The sequence below is a fragment of the Hoeflea phototrophica DFL-43 genome, from assembly GCF_000154705.2.
Taxonomy (GTDB): domain Bacteria; phylum Pseudomonadota; class Alphaproteobacteria; order Rhizobiales; family Rhizobiaceae; genus Hoeflea; species Hoeflea phototrophica.
This window is the reverse complement of sequence record NZ_CM002917.1, coordinates 328343-347510: the sequence shown is the minus strand read 5'-3', so window position 1 is coordinate 347510 and position 19168 is coordinate 328343. Positions and strand designations below refer to the sequence as shown.

The window sequence follows — 19168 nt, the reverse complement described above, 5'->3', positions numbered from 1 at the left end:
TCAGCTTCTCACCCCGCCAGGAAACGGGCAACACCACGCAAAACAGTCCTCCATCCGCCAAAAGCACTCTCAGACGCGGCACGACCGGTTGAACGGTCGATTGAACTGCTGTTTTCTCCTCTGTGATAAATGGGCTTCATGACAGTCCCAACAAGCTTCCGGGAGGAGCAACATGCGTATCATTCTGGATCCCGAACCCCGTACTGCTGAGGACATTTTCAGCGAAGCCGATTATCAAGAGCTGACGCGCCGTCACGATGTCATCGTGTATAGCGGCGAAGACCGGGATGTTTTTTACACCCGGCACTTGCCTGACTGCGATATCCTGCTGGGCCAGGCCGATATGGGGCCTGATCGGCTTGCAATGGCCTCGAAGCTGAAGGCAATCATCAATGTCGAAACCAACTTCCTGCCCAATGTGGATTATGAAACCTGCTTTCAGCGTGGAATTCATGTGCTGGCGCCAAGCGGCGTGTTTGCGCTCCCGGTCGCCGAGATGGGGCTGGGCATGGCGATATCGCTGGCACGCGGAATTCATTCCGAGCATAAGCGCTTTACAGAAGGCAACGAGCGCTACGGACTGAGCGGCAATCAGGATGCGGAACTGCTCAGCGGCAGCGATTTCGGCTTTGTCGGCTTCGGTGATCTCGGGCGGGCGCTTTTTGCCTTGCTGCCTGGCTTCCGGCCGAATTCCGTCAAGGTATTCGACCCCTGGCTGCCCGATGCCCATCTCGAGCGAATGGGCGTTGCACCGGCCAGCCTGGATGCGGTTCTGGAGCAATCCCGGTTTGTCTTTGTGGTCGCCTCGATCACCACCGAAAACCAGCATCTTCTCAATGCCGGCAATCTTTCCCGAATGCAGCCAGGCGCCTCGCTCATCCTGCTCAGCCGCGCCGCCGTGGTGGACTTTGATGCTGTGTCGAAACTGGTAGGGTCCGGCGCGATCCGCTTTGCGACAGATGTCTTCCCCGAGGAACCTGTCACCGCCGATGATCCTGTCCGTGCCCTGCCCAACACGCTGTTTTCACCACACCGCGCCGGGGCGCTGGAATCTGCGCTGAAGGACATCGGCAACCGCGTAATCGAAGACATCGGCCAGATCGCCAACGGCTTGCCGCCAATCAGCTGCAAACGCGCCGAACGCGAAACTGTGACGCGTATGCGCAGCAAGCCGATCGACAAGACCTGAGACACCCCAGAGCGTTGCCAATTGCGGCCCGGTCTATCGGCCAGGTTTTTTCAGCGAACGAGAAATCCGGCCGCCAGAGGGTCATCATCCTCGACAATAAACTCGGTCTTGCCGGAATAGTAAGCGCGGCCTGACACTTTGGCCGTGATCGCCGGATGCGGCCCGCAAGCCGTCACCGAGGCAACCGAGCCTGAAAACCGGCTGCCGATGATGCTCTCGAATGTCCGCTGCTGCCCGAGCGCGATCTGGCCGCGCGCGTGCATCGCAGCCAGCCGCGCGGTGACGCCGGATCCGGTGGGCGAGCGATCCACCTGGCGGTCGGCGAAGACGCAGATGTTGCGGGTGGACTGATCGGAGAAGGCGTCCTGCCCGTCGGTCAGGATCGAGCCATAGAGAAACGCCAGATCCTGAGCGTCGGGATGGCTCAGTGGAATTGCCGCGTGCGCCGCCCTGGTCAGCTGATCGGCAGCTTCGACAAAGGCGGCGACCGGATCGCGGCCGAATTCAAGTCCGAACTGGCTGCAACCGGCCAGTGCGTAGAACGCGCCGCCATAGGCGATGTCGAAGGTGATTTCGCCGTGTTTTTCGAGGCTGAGTTTTTGATCTCCGGCAAACAGAAACGATGGCACGCTTTCGAAGCTGACTTCGGCGGCCTTGCCGTCGCGGACGGCGACCTCGGCGCGCACCATGCCGCAGGGGCACTCGATGTTGACCAAGGCCCGGTCGCCCTGAGGCTCGACCAGCCCCTGATCCACCGCATAGCGCCCGAGCGCGATGATGGCGTGGCCGCACATGGTGGAATAGCCTTCATTGTGCATGAACAGCACCGCGAGATCGGCGCCTGGAAGATCCGGTTCGACCAGCAGCGCGCCGTACATGTCAAAGTGCCCGCGCGGCTCGAACATCAGGATCTTTCTCAGATCATCAAGATGATCGCGGACATGGGCGCGTTTCTCGAGGATCGTGCCCTTTGGTAGTTCGGGATATCCAGCTGTGACGATCCGGAGCGGCTCGCCGCCGGTGTGCATATCGATGACTTTGAGCGGGGCGCTCATGCGGTTCCTGTGGAGCCGAAGCCGCCGGCGCCGCGCGCGGTTTCATCCACCGCTTCGGCCAGCAGGATGCGGGCCTGAACCACCGGGGCGATGACCATCTGCGCGATGCGCATGCCGCGGGTGACAAGGAAGGGCTCGGCGCCGAGATTGGCGAGGATCACCTTGACCTCGCCACGGTAATCGCTGTCGATGGTGCCGGGCGTGTTGAGGCAGGTAATGCCGGATTTGAGCGCCAGGCCGGAGCGCGGCCGGACCTGGCCTTCGAAGCCGTGCGGGATCTCCATCACCAGCCCGGTGGGGATCGCGGCGCGGGCGCCCGGCGCAAGTTCGAACGGTTCGCCTTCGCTGACCGCTGCGCGCAGATCCATGCCCGCGGCGCCGGGGGTTTCATAGGCGGGCAGCTCCAGCCCCTCGCCATGGGGCAGCCGCAGGATGAGCAGCTCGGGCACGCGTGCAGCGGTCGGATCAACGGCGATGTTTGCGGGGCGGTCATGATGGGTCATGGGCCAAGCTTTTCCTGTCGCGGGGCCGAGGTCAATTGCATGGCGGGCGGCAAGCGGTTAGAACGCAGCGCCATCAACAGGAATTCGTGATCGATGCCCGAACCACTTGCCGAGGAAGTCGGCCGCCGCCGCACCTTCGCCATCATCTCGCACCCGGATGCGGGCAAGACGACGCTGACCGAAAAGCTGCTGCTGTTCGGCGGTGCGATCCAGCTCGCGGGTGAGGTGAAAGCCAAAAAGGACCGGATCCAGACCCGCTCGGACTGGATGAAGATCGAGCGCGAGCGCGGTATCTCGGTGGTCACCTCGGTGATGACGTTCGAGTATGACAACCACGTCTTCAACCTGCTCGACACGCCGGGGCATGAGGACTTTGCCGACGACACCTACCGCACGCTGACGGCGGTGGACGCGGCGGTGATGGTGATCGACGCGGCCAAGGGCATCGAGCCACGGACGCTGAAGCTGTTCGAGGTCTGCCGGCTTCGCGACATTCCGATCATCACCTTCGTCAACAAGATGGACCGCGAGGCGCGCAATCCGTTCGAAATTCTCGACGAGGTGGAGCAGAAACTGGCGCTCGACACGGCGCCGATGACCTGGCCGATCGGTCAGGGCAAGAGCTTTTCGGGCACCTATCATCTGGCGAAATCGGCAATGCGCGGCCCCGACAGGGAGACCGCGCTGACGCCGGTCAACGGGCCGGAATCGGACAAGGTGGCGGGGCTCTTGCCCGAGAACGAGCGCGAGACCTTTATCGAAGAGACTTCACTTGCGGTGGAAGCCTGCCGGCCGTTTGATCTTGAGGCATTCCGCGAGGGGCATCTGACGCCGGTCTATTTCGGCTCGGCGCTGAAGGCGTTCGGGGTGCGCGACCTGATCAATGCGCTGGGGGAGCTGGCGCCGCCGCCGCGCGCCCAGGTGGCCGACATCCGCACGGTGGAGGCGACTGATGCAAAGATGACCGCCTTCGTGTTCAAGATCCAGGCCAATATGGACCCCAATCACCGCGACCGGATCGCCTTTGTGCGGGTCTGCTCGGGCAAATTGCAGCGCGGCATGAAGGCGCGGCTGTCGCGCACCGGCAAGCCGATGGGGCTGTCGGCGCCACAATTCTTCTTCGCCTCGCAGCGCCAGATCGCCGACACGGCCTATGCCGGCGACGTGGTCGGCATCCCCAATCACGGCACCTTGCGGATCGGCGACACGCTGACCGAGGGCGAGGCGCTGGTGTTTCAGGGGGTGCCGAATTTCGCCCCGGAAATCCTGCGCCGGGTCAGGCTCGAGGATGCGATGAAGGCCAAGAAACTGAAGGAGGCGCTGCAGCAGATGGCCGAGGAAGGCGTGGTGCAATTGTTCTCGCCCGAGGACGGCTCGCCGGCGATTGTCGGCGTGGTCGGCGCGCTGCAGCTTGATGTGCTGAAGGAACGGCTGCAGGCGGAGTATGGCCTGCCGGTGAGTTTCGAAATGGCCCGCTTCTCGGTCTGCCGCTGGATCTCGGCGCCGGAAAAACCCGAGCTCGAGCGCTTCATCGACCGCCACCGCGGCGACATTGCCCGCGATCTCGACGGTGACCCGGTGTTCCTGGCATCCGACCAGTTCTCGCTCAATTACGAGGCCGAGCGCTACCCGGACATCAAGATGGTGGCGATCAAGGAATACCACGTCGCCAAGGCTGCGTAAGTTCATACTTACAATTTGTTTTGTCTGTGGGTCCTCGGCTCGGGGGCCGAGGATGACGAGGCTCGGGGGCCGGGGATGACGAGGCTCGGGGGCCGGGGATGACGAGGCTCGGGGGCCGGGGATGACGAGGCTCGGGGGCCGGGGATGACGAGGCTCGGGACCGGGGATGACGAGGCTCGGGGCCGAGGATGACGAGGCTCGGGGGCCGGTCTGACGGCGCGGGGAGAGGCCGTGTGTCAACCTCTTGGGCGTCAACCTGACCGCGATCACCCACACGCCAACCACGCATGCCAATTCACCGCGCGCGAACATCTCGCCGGCGGGATGGGGCAGTTTCGGGTTCCGGCGTGACAGCCGGACTGCGGGGCGCGGGCCGCTGGCCCGTGGTGGTGGCAAGAAGGGCTTGGCGCAGTGGCCCGCGCCCCGCCGGTGACGGATCTCCCGTGCCTTCCGGGCACGGGCGGGCTTCTCCTCCTGCGGTCGATCATCTGGAGCCCTGGGCGGTTTCGTCCTGTTCGGCGCTCGCGCCGAACCCGCCCTCTCCCCTCATGCGCGCGCGGCAAGCCGTGCGGCGTCACATGGGGACTTGTCAGGCCGGCGTTCAAAGCGGGGGGTACGCAAGGTGCCCGGCCAGCCCGCCGGGCACGCAACCACACCTGAAACGCCGCCGGGTCCGGCAGAGCCGGCTTTCCGGTTCCGGCCTTCGCATGATCACCCTTAGGTCAGCTCCGCTTGAGGTTGACGGGCACCGGTGCTGGCCGGGATGAACTTCCCGCAAGTGCCTGACGCGCGATACGGCCCCCGCCCGCCAGACCTCACCGCCTCCCGCCAACCGCAGCTCTGTAAACCGCGGCCATCCGTTCAAGCGGAAGGTGGGAGGAGTATCGCATGGGGGGAGAGGGTGGGGAAAAGATTTGGGGGGGATAATAGCCAGCCAGCACGAACCGCGCTCATAATACAATCTAGTTTGGTTCTTCGCCCGCCGCTTCTCCGATTAGTCTCGCGACATCGTGTTTCTGCGTGCCCGGCATCCTTCCTACATGCCTCATACTCGATCCGACATTCGTGGGACATCAGAACGGCTTCCCATCTTCTCGTAAAAGTGAAATAAGGGGAAAGCACAACTTAAGAGGCAAATCAATCTATGCCAGGTCACATTAAAATAAGGAACTTGAAAGGTATCGTTAGCATTGATTATGAGGTTCCGGGCCCGGGGCTTCATCTTCTTTCAGGTGCAAACGGCTCTGGAAAAACGACCCTTCTGGCATGCTTGAGGCGGATTGGCTACGGAAATGCATTTCCTGTTCACTTCGCGACATCTGCTCAGTCGCCGCAGCTGGATAACTATAGCGGCGCATCAATTGAGTATTCAATAAATGGTCGTTCCGTTACTTACGGGTACCGAAGCGAACGCTGGACCCCAAGACCCCGAAGCGGTGCGGCATTGATCCGAGATTTCGGATTTCCCAATGTAATTTACGCTGGTGCCGTTGCTGAAAGGATTACACCTAGCGCTCAAGACTTTGTACCAAACCGGATCAAGGCTGCCACCCCAGAATTGATTGCCTCTCTGAACCGCGTCTTTCAGACGAGTAAATTCAATAACTTAAAAGTGGTCAATCTGACGCGGGGGGCTGGAAATCAAGCATATCTAATGCGCGTCGGGTTAAGTGCGCCTGCTAAGTACCATACGGAGAAAAATTTTGGATTGGGAGAGCTATGTGTTTTGAAACTAATGCTGTCTTTGCATAACTGTCCAAACAACTCCTTGGTATTAATTGATGAGTTGGAAATGGCACTGCACCCGATGGCGCAGATCAAATTTGTTGAATATCTTAAAGAGATTTCTGAACAAAAAAACCTTACATCAATCGTCTCAACCCATTCCGCATCATTGATAAAGTATTTTGGGCGAAAACACCTAAGTTTTCTAAATAAAAACGGACAAAATACGAGAGTTCTCAAAAATTGCTTCCCGACATACGCTTTAGGACAATTGGGATTTGGCGAAGAACGTGCGCCTGACTACCTTGTATATGTAGAAGATAAAGCTGCTCGTAGAATTTCGGAAATTCTTTGGCAAAACCTCGTCGCAGAGAGATTAGGAGCTCGGGCAGCCTACGCGCCTACTGTGCACTTTGTCGAGATTGGCGGAATTTACAATGTGCTCAACATGATAGCAAACGGAGGTGGCCTTGTTCCCGAACAGACAAAAGTTCTGGCTTTGCTGGATTTGGACGCAAAGACGGAAACGCTACAGAAAGCAATTGATAGCAAAAACCTCTCCGCCCAACAGTTATTTGCGAATTGTGACAAGCAACTGAAGTATCTTCCTTGGACACCAGAAGTCGGAATAATTCATTATTTGTCCACCCATCATGCGGATGCACAAGATGCGCTAAGACTGCAAACGAGTACCAACTATCTGAGGTTACCCGAACCGACTGCCGATGAACTGACTGCAGATACCGGCGGACAGCAACGAAAAGTAGCCAAAACTGGCCTAAGTCGGATCTGTCGGGAAACTGCAGAAGCATTACCAAACCTTGGTGGCGATGACATCAAGGATTTAATATATAAAGCGTTTTGCGATTGGAGCTTCGTTAATGAAAAGCCTAGGGTTCAGGCAATTTTTGGACCATTTTTTTGAATATTAACTTATTTTTTCTTTATACTAATGAACTTTATGACGAAAATTAATTCACCCGACCTTGTTGGTTTAGGTTCAAAGTCGCAAATGCAGCTGGGCACTTCTAAACGTCCATTCACATCGGCTATCAGCGGTCGGCATTCCAATTTCGCGACAACAACGAACGACAGATTTGCACACACACCACGCCCTCACCTGATCACATGCACCGCGCATTTGGCGTGGCGGACCACGCGGCTTGCGGTGGAGCCGAGGAAACAGTCCTGCAGGCCGGGGCGGTGGGAGGCAATGATGATGCAGTCGATCTCGTGGGCGGCGGCGTATTCGACGATTGTGGAGCCCGGATGTCGTGCCTGAACGGCATGGAGTGGTGGCCGCGATGCGGCCAGGCTTCCACACACGACAGACTGACTGGCCCGGACTGACTGGCAAGCCGGGCACAGCGGAGTGATTGCTGCGCGCTGTGTCCGGTCCGGCTTGCACGGTGGAAAGGCCGCTTCCCGGTGCCGGGTTGTCAGAGCAGGACGATGGTTGAGTGACCGCTGCCGCGACGCAGGGCGTGTACCGGGGCGAGTTCGGGATCTTCGATCCAGGCAAGGGCGTCCTCGCGGCGCGGGAAGCTGAGGACTGCCGCCATGGTGGGCAGGTCCGGGCCGCCTTCAAGCAGATCCAGCGTGGCTGACGCCTGCAAGACGGAGCCGCCATGGCGGGACAGTGCATCGGCGGCCTTTTCGCGGTATTGCGCCAGGCTGTCAGGCGAGGTGATGGTCATGGTGACAATTGCATGGGCGGGTTTGCCGGCTGGAGTGGTCATGATGTCAGTTCCTTGGTTGTGTTGACTGGCCCTGATGTAGCTGCCACCCGCCTGTTCGAAAACAGATGAACTTTGCAAACAGTATGTGCAATACTGCACAGACGATGATTGACTGGAGCGACCTTCGATATGTGCTTGAGACCGTCCGCCATAGCGGGCTGAGCGGTGCTGCGCGGGCGCTGGGGGTGAACCACGCCACCGTGGCACGGCGGATCCAGGCGGCCGAGCAGGCCTCCGGCGCAGTGCTGTTTGACCGGTTGCCGGGCGGCTATGCACCGACGGCGGCCGGGCTGGAGGCGGCAAGGGCCGCGGAAGCCATGGAAGCAGCCAACGCCGCTCTGAGCCTGTCGATCACGGCCCGCGACGAGCGGTTGAGCGGGCCGCTGAGCGTGACCGCGCCGCAATTGCTGATCGAGCGGGTTCTTGGCGGCATTCTTGCCGAATTCTGCGCCGCGCATCCCGAGATAGAGCTGCAGCTGTTCGCCTCGAACGAGGCGCTGAACCTGTCGCAGCGCGAGGCCGATGTGGCAATACGTGTGTCGGATGCGCCGCTGGATACGCTGGTGGGAAGCCGTGTGGCGGATCAACGGGCCGCGGTCTATGTCAGCCGGGCCTATGGCGAACGGCTTGGCACAACGCCGGGGCAGCGGCTTGACTGGATCCGGTTTTCACACTGGCCCGGCGTTCCCGCCGAGCTCAACACTGCCTGGCCGGAGCGGCGCGTGGCGCTGGTGCTGGACGACATGGCGGCGGCAATCGGCGCAGTACGTGCGGGGATCGGCGCAACGCGTATGCCGTGTTTTCTTGGCGAAACCGATCCACAGCTGGTCCGGCTGCCAGGTGTTCCGCTGTTTGCCTATCCAAGCATATGGGTTCTCACACATCGCGACCTGCAGCGGGTCAGGCGGATCGAGACTTTCGTGGAGTTCGCCTCCGCGCGGCTGCGGCGGCTCAGGCCGGTGTTTGTCGGCGATCCAAAAGGCTGAGAGTGGATGCGGCAGCTCGGACTCTCTGGCGGCAATGGCGGCGTTGGGCCTGCGCCCCCCTCACCTGATCACATGCACCGCGCACTTCGCGTGGCGCACCACGCGGCCGGCGGTGGAGCCGAGGAAATAGTCCTGCAGGCCGGGGCGGTGGGAGGCGATGATGATGCAGTCGATGTCGTGGGCGGTGGCGTATTCGACGATTGTCGAACCCGGGTGGCCGCTCAGGACGACGGGTTTGACATCGGTGACGCCGCCGAGATCCGCCTTCAGCTCCGCTTCGGCTTCCGAGCGGCGGTTGGAGGTGTTCTCCGGCGGGATGTAGTGGGCCACATAGGCGGGGATTTCCTCGAGCACATGCAGGGCGGTGATGGCCGCGCCCCTTGAGGCGAGCGCCCGGGCAATGTCGAAAGCAGCGGCGCTGTCATGGGCCTGGTCAAGCGCGACGGCGACGAGAATGTTCTTGTACATGGTCTGGTCCTCCTGTGCGGTGACTGTTGCACAGCTGGCCGGCGGGTGTTTTGACCTGCGTCAATGAACGGGTTTTGCTGTTGCGCGCCCTCGGCAGGCGGCGCGCGGTGGGGGATACCGGGGCTGGACCAAAGGCCGTTGCCGCCGCCTTGCCATTCGCGCTTGCATCTGTATTTGATTCGATATAACTAGTTTTATCGAATAATATGGAGTGACGCGGATGAATGCGATTGAAGCGGCGCAGGGATTTTCGGCGATGGGGTCGGAATCGCGGCTGGAGGTGTTGCAGACGCTGGTGCGGGCCGGGGAGGCCGGATTGCGGGTCGGCGATATCCAGGAGCGCACCGGGATCACGGCCTCGACGCTGGCGCATCATCTCAAGTTCCTCAGCGCCGCCAATCTGATTGTCCAGCGCAAGCAGGGCCGTGTGATCATGAGCACGGCGAATTTCGCCCATCTGAATTTGCTGGCCTCATTCATTTTGGAAAAGTGCTGCAGCGAACAGGGAGTTCAGCCATGAGCCTTGCAACCGAAACCGGCCGCCCGGGGGCGCAGGAGCTGAAGGCCTGGCTCACCACGCCCTGGGCCTTCATGCTGTTGATCCTGGCCGGTGTTGCCGTGCTGGACGGCGGGCGGTTCACCGGGATTGTCAGCTTCGCGGTGGCAGCGCTTGGCAGCACCCTGCCCTACATCATCTTCGCCGTGGCGCTGATTGCCGGGCTCAAGGCGGCGGGCGCGGAAGCGGTGATCGCCGAGGCGTTCAAGGGCCGCGAGACCAAGATGATCGTGATGGCGGCACTGTTTGGCGGGCTGGCGCCGTTCTGCTCGTGCGAGGTGATCCCGTTTGTCGCAGGCCTGCTGGCGCTGGGCGCACCATTGTCGGCGGTGATGGCGTTCTGGCTGTCGTCGCCGCTGATCGACCCGCCGACATTGCTTATCACGGCGGCTGCCCTGGGCTGGCCCTTCGCCGCCGGCAAGGCAGTGGCGGCGGTGGCGCTGGGGCTGTTCGGCGGGTTCGCGATCAAGGCGGCCATTGCCGGCGGCCGGTTCAGCGCTCCTCTGAAGATCTACAACAAGAAGGGTTGCGGCTGCGGACCGGATCCGTTTTCGGGCAAGCCGGTCTGGCGTTTCTGGGGCGAGGCAAGCCGCCGCGAAGCCTTCCGGCACGAGGCGATCATCAATGGCATGTTCCTGATCAAGTGGCTGGCGCTGGCCTATGTGCTGGAAGCGCTGCTGGTCACCTATGTGCCGGCCGAGATGGTTGCCGGGCTGGTGGGCGGCGAAGGCGTGGTGCCGATCGGCATTGCCGCCCTGGTGGGGATGCCCGCCTATCTCAACTCCTATGTCGCGCCGCCGCTGCTGGCGGGTCTGATGGAGCAAGGCATGAGCCCGGGTGCTGCGATGGCGTTCATGATCTCGGGCGCGGTGAGCTCGGTGCCGGCGATGGCGGCGGTCTGGTCGCTGGTCAGGAAGCCGGTCTTCGCCACCTATATCGGACTCGGGGTTTCCGGCGCTGTTGCGTCTGGGATCATCTTTCAGATGGTGCTGTGAGAGAGCAACGCCTGGCCGAAGAGGCGCTCTGCATACCGGCTTGACGGTTACTCCGAAAGCAAGTATCCCATTTTCAGGATATTTTCCTGAAAACGGGATGTCACATGGATACACTCAATGACAGGCTGGCGGACCGGCTGAAACAGCTGCGCGCAACGCGGGGCTGGTCGCTGCAGCAACTGGCCGACATCAGCGGTGTCAGCCGCTCGGCCCTGTCGCGGATCGAGACCGGCGAGGTCAGCCCGACGGCGGAGACGCTGGGGGCGATGTCGAGCGCGTTCCAGATGACAATCTCGCAATTGCTGGCGCCTGTCGAAGCGCCGTTTCAGCCGCTGGTCCGGGCGGAAGAGCAGAGCACGTGGCGCGATGACGAGAACGGGTTTTCGCGCCGAGTGGTGTCGCCGCCCGCGGGCGGGCTGAGCGCGGAGGTGATCCGCTGCACGCTCGAACCCTATCAGATCATCTCCTATGCGGGGCCGTCGAAGCCCGGGCATGAGCACCATCTGGTGATGCTCGAAGGCGCGCTGACCGTGACGCTTGGCGAGGAGATGCATCAGCTCGCCGCTGGCGACTGCCTGCGCTACCAGCTTTACGGGCCGTCGCGGTTTCAGACCGGTGTCGATGCGGCCTGCTATCTGATCATGCTTGTGTGAGAGGTCCCATGGCTGAAATTCATGTTCAATCGCTTGCCGGAGAGGCGCTGGAGGCCCATGCGGACGCACTTGCCGAGATCATAGCCCAGACCGTGAACGACGGGGCGGCGATCGGCTTCATGCAGCCCTTCGATGAGGCCGACGGTCGGGCGTTTTTCGAGGGGCAGGTGTTCCCCGAGGTGCGCGCCGGGCGGCGCAGGCTGATCATGGCCTGGCTCGATGGCGTGCCTGCGGGCTCGGTTCAGCTGATCGTGACGCTGCCGGCCAACCAGCCGCACCGCTCGGAAGTCGCCAAGATGATGGTGGCGCCGGCGGCCCGGCGCAGGGGCGTCGGCCGGGCGCTGATGGCGGCAGTGGACACGGCGGCGCGCGACCTTGGCAAGAGATTGATTACGCTCGACACCAGGACCGGCGATGTGTCCGAGCCGCTCTACCGGACGGCAGGGTTTGTCGAGGCCGGGGTGATCCCGGGCTATGCGCTCGACCCGGATGGCAAGCAGCTGCACGCCACCACCTATATGTACAAGACGCTGTGAGGGCGGGCATGGGCTTTTCCCTGCTCCTGGTTCTGGCGGTGATGCTGGGCGGTGTTCTGGTCGCCGCCCAGGGTCCGCTCTACGCGCGGATGGCATCGGGGCTCTCGGCCAATCCGCTGGTGGCGGTGTTTTTCGCCTTTGCCAGCGCGACACTGGTGCTGGGCGCCTGTCTGCTCATCGGCCAGGTCCGGCTGCCCGAGGCGAAACAGGTGCTGGCACTTCCTTGGTGGGTGTGGCTTGGCGGCCTGTTCGGCGCCTATCAGGTCATGATCTCGGCACAGGCGGTGCCGGTGCTTGGGGTAACGCTGTTCCTGATGCTTGTGATGCTGGGGAACATGGCCGGTGCGGTGATCTTCGATCATTTCGGCTGGTTCGGCTTGCCGCGGCGGCCGGTGTCATGGCCGGCCGTGGCCGGTGTCGGGCTGATGCTGGCGGGGGTATTCGTGACCGTCAGCCGGGGGTGAGACCGGACCGGCGCATGCAATAGCCGGCGCGTGAACGGGCAGCGTCAAGTGTCCACGCTCAGGTCCCTTTTCCCGCCTTAAGGATCTCGTCCTGCAGATCGGCATCCGAGACAGCGCGCGCCAGAATCAGCGTGCCGACCATCTGGGCCATGGTGCGAATCGCATCCTCCCTGGCTTCCACCGAATCTCCAAGCTTGCCAGCCAAGGCGGAGACCTGCTGTTCAATTGCCGCGCCGAAGACCTGCTGCATTTCGCGCCCCTGGCGATTGGCTTCCGCGCCAAGCGTTGCGTAGGTGCAGCCCTTGCCGACAGCGGACACATGCTGGGGCGAGAGATACCAATCCTTGAGCACCTGAATCGGACCCGAGGCCCCGTCCATAATCTGGGCCCATCGCTGATGGTTTTCCTGCAGCGCTAGCCGGGTGGCTTCGATTTCGAGCGCGTCCTTGCTCTTGAACTGCTTATAGAAGCCGCCCTGGGTCAGGCCGGCGGCCTTCATCAGGTTGGCGATGCCAATGCCATCATAGCCTAGCGTTCGAAACTGCTCACTTGCGGTACGCACCACTGTCTCGCGGTTTTTCTCTGCGGTTTGTCGGCTGACTCTCATCTACCTTCGCCTCTCCTTGGAATGAGTAAGATTTCGATCGAAATCTAAACTTGACAGAAATAGATTGCAATCATAATCTATTTGTTACGCCGCTTACGGCATCCCAACCCAAGGAACTTGAAATGTTGTTCAGTGATCATGTTGCTCTCGTCACCGGCGCCAATCGCGGCCTCGGGCGCGCTGTTGCTGCAGCCCTCATCGCTGCGGGCGCGAAGAAGGTCTATGCCGCTAGTCGATCCGGCGACCCCATTGGCCTTGAGGGCACGGTCCCGATCAGAATCGATGTCACCGATCCCGAGACGGTCCGTGCAGCCGCGCTCGCCTGCCCGGACGTGACACTGCTGATCAACAACGCCGGAGTGGCCGGTTTTAGCGGACCGATCTCGGCCCCGTCGATGGACACCGCACGGCATGAAATGGAGGTGAATTATTTTGGTACTCTCACGACCACCCGCAGTTTCGCGCCGGTGATTTCGACAAATGGCGGCGGTACCATCGTCAATGTGGCATCGATCCTGGCCTATGGGCCGATCCCCCAGGTTGGCACCTATTCCGCGACCAAGGCGGCGGTGCTGTCGATGACCCAGAGCCTGCGCGGCGAATTGGCGCCAAAGAACATCCAGGTTCTGGCGCTGTGCCCTGCCTTTGTAGACACCGACATGATCGCCAAAGTCGATCAGCCGAAAATGACTCCGGAAGATGTCGCAAATGCGCTTGTCGAAGGAGTGATTGCGGGAACCGAAGAGATGTTTCCGGGACCATCTGCAGGCATGGCTGCTGCCTTTCGCGCCGATCCCAAGGGCTATGAGCGCAAGATCATAAACTTCCTAGCCTGACACATGCCGGTGTTATCATCCGCCTGTTATCACCGTACATGAGCAAGGAGCCACAGCCATGCCAGATCGATCCGCACCCGCCCTGGCATTCCATCCAAGCCTAATACCCGATGTCCCTTTCGGCATTGCCCGCCCGGATTAGTCCATGGGGTTGACGTAATCCTCGGAGGGATCGGCACGGGAAGCACGAGGCCTAGAGATCGCGGTTGTCGTCCAGCAATTTGCGGATCGCGACCAGGCCGGGCATGGCCTGGCGCATGATTTCGGCATGCTCATCCCCGATGATCCGGCCGAATGCGCGGATCACCCCCTCAATCGCCTCGGCATGGAAGGCGCGGCCTGCATCTGTGAGATAGACAAGCTTGGAGCGGGCGTCTTCGGGGCTCGGACGGGTTTCGACGAAGCCGCGCTTTTCGAGAACGGCGAGCGAATGGGTCATTGTCGCCTTGGTGATCTGCATCGCAGCGGCGATGCGCACGGGCGGTTTGCCGTCACCGCGGCGGATGAGATGCTGGACGATGGCAAAATGCGACGGGTGCACGCCATCGGGCAGAACCCTGGCGAGCAGGGCCGACGAGAGCTGTGAAATGATGCCGATCTCGGTGAAATAGGCGAAGATCTCACCGGGACCGGGCTTCCCATCCTGGCTGTTGCCGGCACCCATTGGCGTTTACGCCTCCCTCAATTTTGCCTCCAGCGGCCAACGCGGGCTGACCGGGACCCCGGGACCATAGCCGAGCCTGACAAGCATTTGAACCGTTCCGCCATTGGGCGCAAGCCGGGCATGAACGTCCCTGTAGAGTTCCGCCATTTCGGGGAATTCCTGCAAGGCCTGGCTGAGCGGCTGGAAGCCGATGCCCTGCGACGTGGCGGCGAGATTGGCGCGCAGCCAGTCAGCCCCGGCGGCGATCTGGTCGGCACGGCTGTTGCCATCGGTGACCATCCAGACATGGGCCATGGCCGTGCGGGTGTTTTCGAGGACGGCGTCCACCCCCTGTTTGAAGCCGGCGGAAGTCCGGTCCAGCGCCAGTTCGCGATTGAACTGACCGAACAATGCCAGGGTTTCGAACATCGGGCCGGAGAAATCGATGCCATCGGGATTGGCGTTGACCTCGGCCTTGCCGATGCGGAAGAGGTCGACGCTTTCCTTGTAGGTGTGGGGCGTGTCGATCTCGATCTGCAGCGCCGTTTCTGTGAGCGTGCGCCAGGATGCGACCTCGGCGGCGTCATTGGTCCCGCCGAGCCGTCCGCCATGGCGCGCGGAGGCGACAATGGCGGCCAGTGCCGCGTCCGGGACGGCCCGGGCGGTATCGAATGGCTCCTTGTTGGACCGGCGCGCCATGACATGGGCAAACAGCGGATCCGGCCTGATGCCGGGATCCTGCACAAAGCGGGCAATCGCCACCGGCGCGGTGGTGAGGCGCTCGCTGTCCGCACCTTGCGGGAACGGCTCGATCTCAACCCGGTGCCCGGTTTGTGCGGCCGCCATCACCATCAGTTCGAGGAAGCACCCCAGGCCAATGGTGATCTGGCGGCTGAACGGATCGGTGTGGGGCAACAGGCGATCAAGATCAACGGTGAGGACAACCGTGTCCTCGCCCTGCAGTTCGACCTGCCAGGGCTGGCGGTTGTGCGGGTTGGGCGCAAGGATGGCATAGGACAGGGCCCGCATTCGGGGATCCGCGTAGGTGCTGCCCCCTGCCCGCTGCCAGGGCGCAAGGGCCCTGGATGGCGTACGGGTCATGGCAAAACCGGCCCCTGCGCCAGCCGCAAGAATGACACCGCCGCCCAGGACTTTCATAAAATTTCTGCGTTGCATGATCATCTCCATTGGTTTGACATCATACCATATATGGTTCGATATCTTACTTGTCAATGTTGAGATGTTGGACCTATTCAGACCTCAGGGAATAGCAAATGGCGCCGGACGCAGATGATGGGGCGCGTCCGGCGCGGGTAGCAGGTTCAGGTGTCAGCCTTTGGGCACCAGCTTCAGGCGACCGCTTCCTCAATGCATTCGAGGATTGCTGTCCAGCCGCCTCTGTGGCTGTCACGCGCCTGCTCGCTGAGGAACCTGACCTGGTGCAGCGTGACGTCGGTGATGCCCGGCTCAGACTCGGTGAAATCGATCGTAACGACGCTGTCATCGGGGGAATGCGCCGATTCCCAGGTGAAGGCCAGGCGCGAATGCGGGTCGATTTCCAGATAGGTGCCGGCGTGCGGCATTTCCTTTCCCGCGTCATTCATGATGATCGAGAAGCGGCCGCCCTTGACCGGATCATTGGTGACTTTCGAGGTCATGTGCTTGCCGCCGGGGCGCATGATTTTCGCCAGGATCGGCGGCGACAACCAGGCGTCGAACACCTTGTCACGGGGGGCCGGAATTCGGCGGCTTACGGTCAGTTCAAGCTCATTGATTGTTTCCGTCATTGTCATCGTCCTTTGAAACGAGTGCTTCTTCAAGCGCCACAAGGCGCAACTCCCAGATGGACTTGAGTTGCCCGAACCAGCTCTCAGTCAGCTGCAGCGGTTCGAGCTCGGCGGCGATGAAGTGCTCGCGGCCCACAGTCCGGCGGGTGACAAGCCCTGCCTCCTCCAGCACCTTGATGTGCTTGGAGACGGAGTTCAACGACATGTCGAAATGGGCAGAGAGTGCAGTCACTCGCAACGCCCCTTCCTGAACAAGAAGCGTCAAGATCTGCCGCCGGGTGGTATCACCGGCGGCCTTGAGAATTCGCGACATAGCATCTTCGTCCATTTGTTCATCCTTATGGTTGAATATGCCAAACCACAGCAATAGTCAACCTTTTGGTTGAATGTTTCTGCAGGCTTCGTTGAACCATCGTTTCAGGATCCTCCATAGCCGCAGGAACCACCGAACACAAAAATGGCGGGACGAATGAAGGTGGCGTATTGCGGTTCGGGCACGGCCTGAAAGGCGGCGGTCAAACAGGACGGATGGTCAACCTACGCCTTGCGGGACAGTGCCGACAGCGGAATGGCCGTGGTCTCCTTGATCTCTTCCATGACGAAGGAGGCAGAGACATCGGCGAGTTTCACCTTGGCGATGAGGCGCTGGTAAAGCCGGTCATAGGCTTTCACGTCGGAGACGCGGGCGCGCAGCACGTAATCGAGATCGCCGGAGGTGCGGTAGACGCCGACAATCTCCGGGAACGTCCCGACCGCCTCGCGGAAAGACTTCAGCCAGTCGGCATCATGGCTGGCGGCGCGCAAGAAGATGAACACCGACAGGCCGCATCCCGCGGCTTCCGCATCGAGGATTGCGACACGGTCCCTGATCAGCCCGCGTTCCTCAAGCTGCTTGACCCGGCGCCAGCAGGCATTGCGTGACAGGTTCACCCGCTCGGAGAGCGCGTCCACCGACAGGGTGCCGTCACGCTGCAACTGGCCAAGAATTCGAACATCCATATCGTCAATCTGATGCATAGCGAGATATATATCCCAACTATAGACTTTTTGAAAGGACATTTGAGACAAGTCTTCTTCTGAATCGGGTTAACCTCACACAACAGATTCAAACGAGGGAACAACCCCATGCCCAGACAGATCGCCCGGCTTTTTACCGACCATCCGCAATCGGTTGACGAAACCTATTTCGAGCACCTCGTTTTTGCCGGCAAGTTTTCGGCCAAGCTGTTTGCCGCCGGGGTCTGCGCACTGGTGCATGCGATCCTGCCATTTACCTTTGAGAAAACTGCAAGCCGTATAATCAACGAGTTGCATCACCGGATGCACAACCGGAGCTGAGAGCAAGAGCCATGTGTCGCTGGGCCGCTTATCGTGGAATGCCGATCCCGCTGGAGCAGATCGTTTCGGCGCCTGGGCATTCGCTGATCGAGCAATCCCACCACGCCACCGAGGCCAAGACCGCCACCAATGGTGACGGCTTCGGCATCGCCTGGTATGGCGAGCACCCCGAACCCGGGCGCTACCGCGATGTGCTGCCGGCCTGGTCGGACTGCAATCTGAAATCGCTGGCGCGGCAGATCCGCTCGCCGCTGTTTCTGGCCCATGTGCGCGCCTCCACCGGCGGGGCGACCAGCCGCGACAATTGCCATCCCTTCGTCAACGGCAAATGGTCGTTCATGCACAATGGACAGATCGCCGGGTTTGAGAAGATCCGCCGGCCGATGGAAGCTGCTCTCTGCGACCGGCTCTATCAGGCGCGGCAGGGCACCACGGATTCGGAACTGCTGTTCCTGCTGGCGCTGGAATTCGGACTGGAAACTGATCCGGCAGCGGCCTTTGCCCAGGCAATCAGGTTTGCGCTGTCGGAAGCGGCGCGTGCGGGCGTGCGCGAGCTGGTGCGTTTTACCGCGGCGTTCAGCGATGGCGAAACCTTGCACGCGATCCGCTATTCCAACGACGCTCAGGCTCCGACCCTCTATTCCGCGCCGACCTGCAACAATCAGGGCCATTGCCTGGTCTCCGAACCGTTCAAGGACACCGACACCAAATGGCACGAAATCCCGGCGGGCAGCTTCGTGACGCTGACGGCAGGCGGGATTTCGTCTGCGCGGTTTGACCCGGCTCAGACGGATGCGGTGAAGGTTGCCGAGGTGGCTTGAGGCTGCTTCGACCTGCAGCCTATTGTTTCAGTATTGGAACGGGACCCCTCCCCAACCCCTCCCCACAAGGGGGAGGGGCTTAACAGGGTCCGCTCTTTTTTGCTCACCTCAAACTTTCGATTCTGTTTGTCCTCATGGCTTGGGATGGCCCGCGATGAACGCGTAGCCCCTCCCCCTTGTGGGGAGGGGTTGGGGAGGGGACTCGCTACCCATCCAGAACCGTTGTTCTGGAATTCTGGGAGTGGGCCCCCATCTAAATCGCCTCCGCAATCCTTTCTGCCAGCCTCTCCGCCACCTCGTCCTTGCTCAGATCCGGCCAGTCCTCGACGCCGTCCTTTGAGACAATGCGGACGCGGTTGCGGTCGCCGCCCATGATGCCGGTTCCGGGGGAGACGTCGTTGGCGACGATGAAATCGGCACCCTTGCGGGCAAGCTTTACTCGCGCATTGGCGATCACGTCGGCATCCTGCCTCCCCCTTGAGGGGAGGCGGGCGATTGACCGGCTATGGGGGCGGGCAGAGCCGGTGGGGGTGCGGTGCTTACGGCTTGGATCAAGGCTCGTCGCGGACTCCCTACCCCCACCC

General features: G+C 61.4%; 23 protein-coding genes and 1 pseudogene. 12 read left to right on the top strand and 12 right to left on the bottom strand.

All coding sequences use genetic code 11. From position 1 onward, the window contains the following. Window positions 1-172: 172 nt before the first annotated feature. Window positions 173-1189: an NAD(P)-dependent oxidoreductase gene (locus HPDFL43_RS01655; protein ID WP_007199817.1), complete on the top strand. Its 1017-nt coding sequence runs from the start codon at window positions 173-175 to the stop codon at window positions 1187-1189. Window positions 1190-1239: 50 nt separating this feature from the next. Here the strand turns inward: HPDFL43_RS01655 and HPDFL43_RS01650 are convergent, their stop codons facing one another. Continuing rightward, window positions 1240-2244 (bottom strand): proline racemase family protein, encoded by a 1005-nt coding sequence (locus HPDFL43_RS01650; protein WP_007199816.1) that lies wholly within the window; start codon window positions 2242-2244, stop codon window positions 1240-1242. Continuing rightward, window positions 2241-2747 carry a dUTP diphosphatase gene (dut, locus tag HPDFL43_RS01645; RefSeq protein ID WP_007199815.1) on the bottom strand — a complete coding sequence of 169 codons (507 nt, stop codon included), beginning with the start codon at window positions 2745-2747 and terminating at the stop codon, window positions 2241-2243. The genes HPDFL43_RS01650 and dut overlap by 4 nt, the downstream gene beginning before the upstream one ends. Window positions 2748-2840: 93 nt before the next feature. On the opposite strand from dut, the gene HPDFL43_RS01640 reads away from it, so the two are divergent. Continuing rightward, window positions 2841-4430: a peptide chain release factor 3 gene (locus HPDFL43_RS01640; protein WP_007199814.1), complete on the top strand. Its 1590-nt coding sequence runs from the start codon at window positions 2841-2843 to the stop codon at window positions 4428-4430. Window positions 4431-5574: 1144 nt separating this feature from the next. Beyond that, on the top strand, window positions 5575-7080 hold the full coding sequence (locus HPDFL43_RS01630; protein WP_040448900.1) for an ATP-dependent nuclease: 1506 nt from the start codon (window positions 5575-5577) through the stop codon (window positions 7078-7080). Window positions 7081-7271: 191 nt separating this feature from the next. On the opposite strand, the gene HPDFL43_RS21840 is transcribed toward HPDFL43_RS01630, so the two are convergent. Next, complete coding sequence (locus tag HPDFL43_RS21840; protein ID WP_245271088.1) at window positions 7272-7481, bottom strand: universal stress protein; 210 nt, start codon at window positions 7479-7481, stop codon at window positions 7272-7274. A gap of 113 nt (window positions 7482-7594) precedes the next feature. Then, the gene (locus tag HPDFL43_RS01620; protein ID WP_040448898.1) at window positions 7595-7894 is read right to left on the bottom strand and encodes a DUF1330 domain-containing protein; all 300 of its coding nucleotides are present in this window, start codon (window positions 7892-7894) and stop codon (window positions 7595-7597) included. An 83-nt stretch (window positions 7895-7977) separates the two neighbouring features. Between HPDFL43_RS01620 and HPDFL43_RS01615 the strand changes: the two genes are divergently transcribed. Then, window positions 7978-8880 (top strand): LysR family transcriptional regulator, encoded by a 903-nt coding sequence (locus HPDFL43_RS01615; RefSeq protein WP_169743213.1) that lies wholly within the window; start codon window positions 7978-7980, stop codon window positions 8878-8880. Between the two features lie 60 nt (window positions 8881-8940). Here the strand turns inward: HPDFL43_RS01615 and HPDFL43_RS01610 are convergent, their stop codons facing one another. Next, entirely contained in the window at window positions 8941-9348 is a 408-nt protein-coding gene (locus tag HPDFL43_RS01610) for a universal stress protein (protein ID WP_007199809.1), read from the bottom strand. A 220-nt stretch (window positions 9349-9568) separates the two neighbouring features. Between HPDFL43_RS01610 and HPDFL43_RS01605 the strand changes: the two genes are divergently transcribed. From HPDFL43_RS01605 to HPDFL43_RS01585, 5 genes are all read left to right on the top strand, one after another. Next, complete coding sequence (locus tag HPDFL43_RS01605; protein WP_007199808.1) at window positions 9569-9868, top strand: ArsR/SmtB family transcription factor; 300 nt, start codon at window positions 9569-9571, stop codon at window positions 9866-9868. Next, complete coding sequence (locus HPDFL43_RS01600) at window positions 9865-10899, top strand: permease (RefSeq protein ID WP_007199807.1); 1035 nt, start codon at window positions 9865-9867, stop codon at window positions 10897-10899. Before HPDFL43_RS01605 ends, HPDFL43_RS01600 begins: the two co-directional genes overlap by 4 nt. A gap of 104 nt (window positions 10900-11003) precedes the next feature. Further along, entirely contained in the window at window positions 11004-11552 is a 549-nt protein-coding gene (locus HPDFL43_RS01595; protein ID WP_007199806.1) for a helix-turn-helix domain-containing protein, read from the top strand. 8 nt (window positions 11553-11560) lie between these two features. Further along, window positions 11561-12088 (top strand): GNAT family N-acetyltransferase, encoded by a 528-nt coding sequence (locus HPDFL43_RS01590; protein ID WP_007199805.1) that lies wholly within the window; start codon window positions 11561-11563, stop codon window positions 12086-12088. 8 nt (window positions 12089-12096) lie between these two features. Then, window positions 12097-12552 (top strand): DMT family transporter, encoded by a 456-nt coding sequence (locus tag HPDFL43_RS01585; RefSeq protein ID WP_007199804.1) that lies wholly within the window; start codon window positions 12097-12099, stop codon window positions 12550-12552. A 58-nt stretch (window positions 12553-12610) separates the two neighbouring features. Here HPDFL43_RS01585 and HPDFL43_RS01580 read toward each other — a convergent pair whose 3' ends face one another. After that, window positions 12611-13159, bottom strand: coding sequence for a TetR/AcrR family transcriptional regulator (locus HPDFL43_RS01580; protein WP_007199803.1), 549 nt, complete (start codon window positions 13157-13159; stop codon window positions 12611-12613). 122 nt (window positions 13160-13281) lie between these two features. On the opposite strand from HPDFL43_RS01580, the gene HPDFL43_RS01575 reads away from it, so the two are divergent. Continuing rightward, window positions 13282-13995, top strand: coding sequence for an SDR family NAD(P)-dependent oxidoreductase (locus HPDFL43_RS01575; RefSeq protein WP_007199802.1), 714 nt, complete (start codon window positions 13282-13284; stop codon window positions 13993-13995). A 193-nt stretch (window positions 13996-14188) separates the two neighbouring features. Here the strand turns inward: HPDFL43_RS01575 and HPDFL43_RS01570 are convergent, their stop codons facing one another. The 5 genes from HPDFL43_RS01570 to HPDFL43_RS01550 form a co-directional block, all read right to left on the bottom strand. Then, entirely contained in the window at window positions 14189-14659 is a 471-nt protein-coding gene (locus HPDFL43_RS01570) for a MarR family winged helix-turn-helix transcriptional regulator (RefSeq protein ID WP_007199801.1), read from the bottom strand. A gap of 6 nt (window positions 14660-14665) precedes the next feature. Next, window positions 14666-15814, bottom strand: a complete 1149-nt coding sequence (locus HPDFL43_RS01565; RefSeq protein ID WP_040449497.1) for an Acg family FMN-binding oxidoreductase — start codon at window positions 15812-15814, stop codon at window positions 14666-14668. 173 nt (window positions 15815-15987) lie between these two features. Continuing rightward, window positions 15988-16425, bottom strand: coding sequence for an SRPBCC family protein (locus HPDFL43_RS01560; RefSeq protein ID WP_007199799.1), 438 nt, complete (start codon window positions 16423-16425; stop codon window positions 15988-15990). Then, window positions 16406-16753 (bottom strand): ArsR/SmtB family transcription factor, encoded by a 348-nt coding sequence (locus HPDFL43_RS01555; protein WP_007199798.1) that lies wholly within the window; start codon window positions 16751-16753, stop codon window positions 16406-16408. The genes HPDFL43_RS01560 and HPDFL43_RS01555 overlap by 20 nt, the downstream gene beginning before the upstream one ends. A 209-nt stretch (window positions 16754-16962) precedes the next feature. Further along, window positions 16963-17442 (bottom strand): Lrp/AsnC family transcriptional regulator, encoded by a 480-nt coding sequence (locus HPDFL43_RS01550; protein WP_007199797.1) that lies wholly within the window; start codon window positions 17440-17442, stop codon window positions 16963-16965. A 108-nt stretch (window positions 17443-17550) separates the two neighbouring features. Between HPDFL43_RS01550 and HPDFL43_RS01545 the strand changes: the two genes are divergently transcribed. Together HPDFL43_RS01545 and HPDFL43_RS01540 are read left to right on the top strand one after the other, a co-directional pair. After that, a complete protein-coding gene (locus HPDFL43_RS01545; RefSeq protein ID WP_007199796.1) occupies window positions 17551-17763 on the top strand; it encodes a DUF6356 family protein in 213 nt (70 codons plus the stop codon). A gap of 11 nt (window positions 17764-17774) precedes the next feature. Further along, window positions 17775-18584 carry a class II glutamine amidotransferase gene (locus HPDFL43_RS01540; RefSeq protein ID WP_040448895.1) on the top strand — a complete coding sequence of 270 codons (810 nt, stop codon included), beginning with the start codon at window positions 17775-17777 and terminating at the stop codon, window positions 18582-18584. A 253-nt stretch (window positions 18585-18837) separates the two neighbouring features. On the opposite strand, the pseudogene HPDFL43_RS21835 reads toward HPDFL43_RS01540, so the two are convergent. Further along, window positions 18838-19044: pseudogene (locus HPDFL43_RS21835) on the bottom strand (phosphopantothenoylcysteine decarboxylase domain-containing protein); the annotation flags it as partial. Window positions 19045-19168 lie beyond the last annotated feature (124 nt).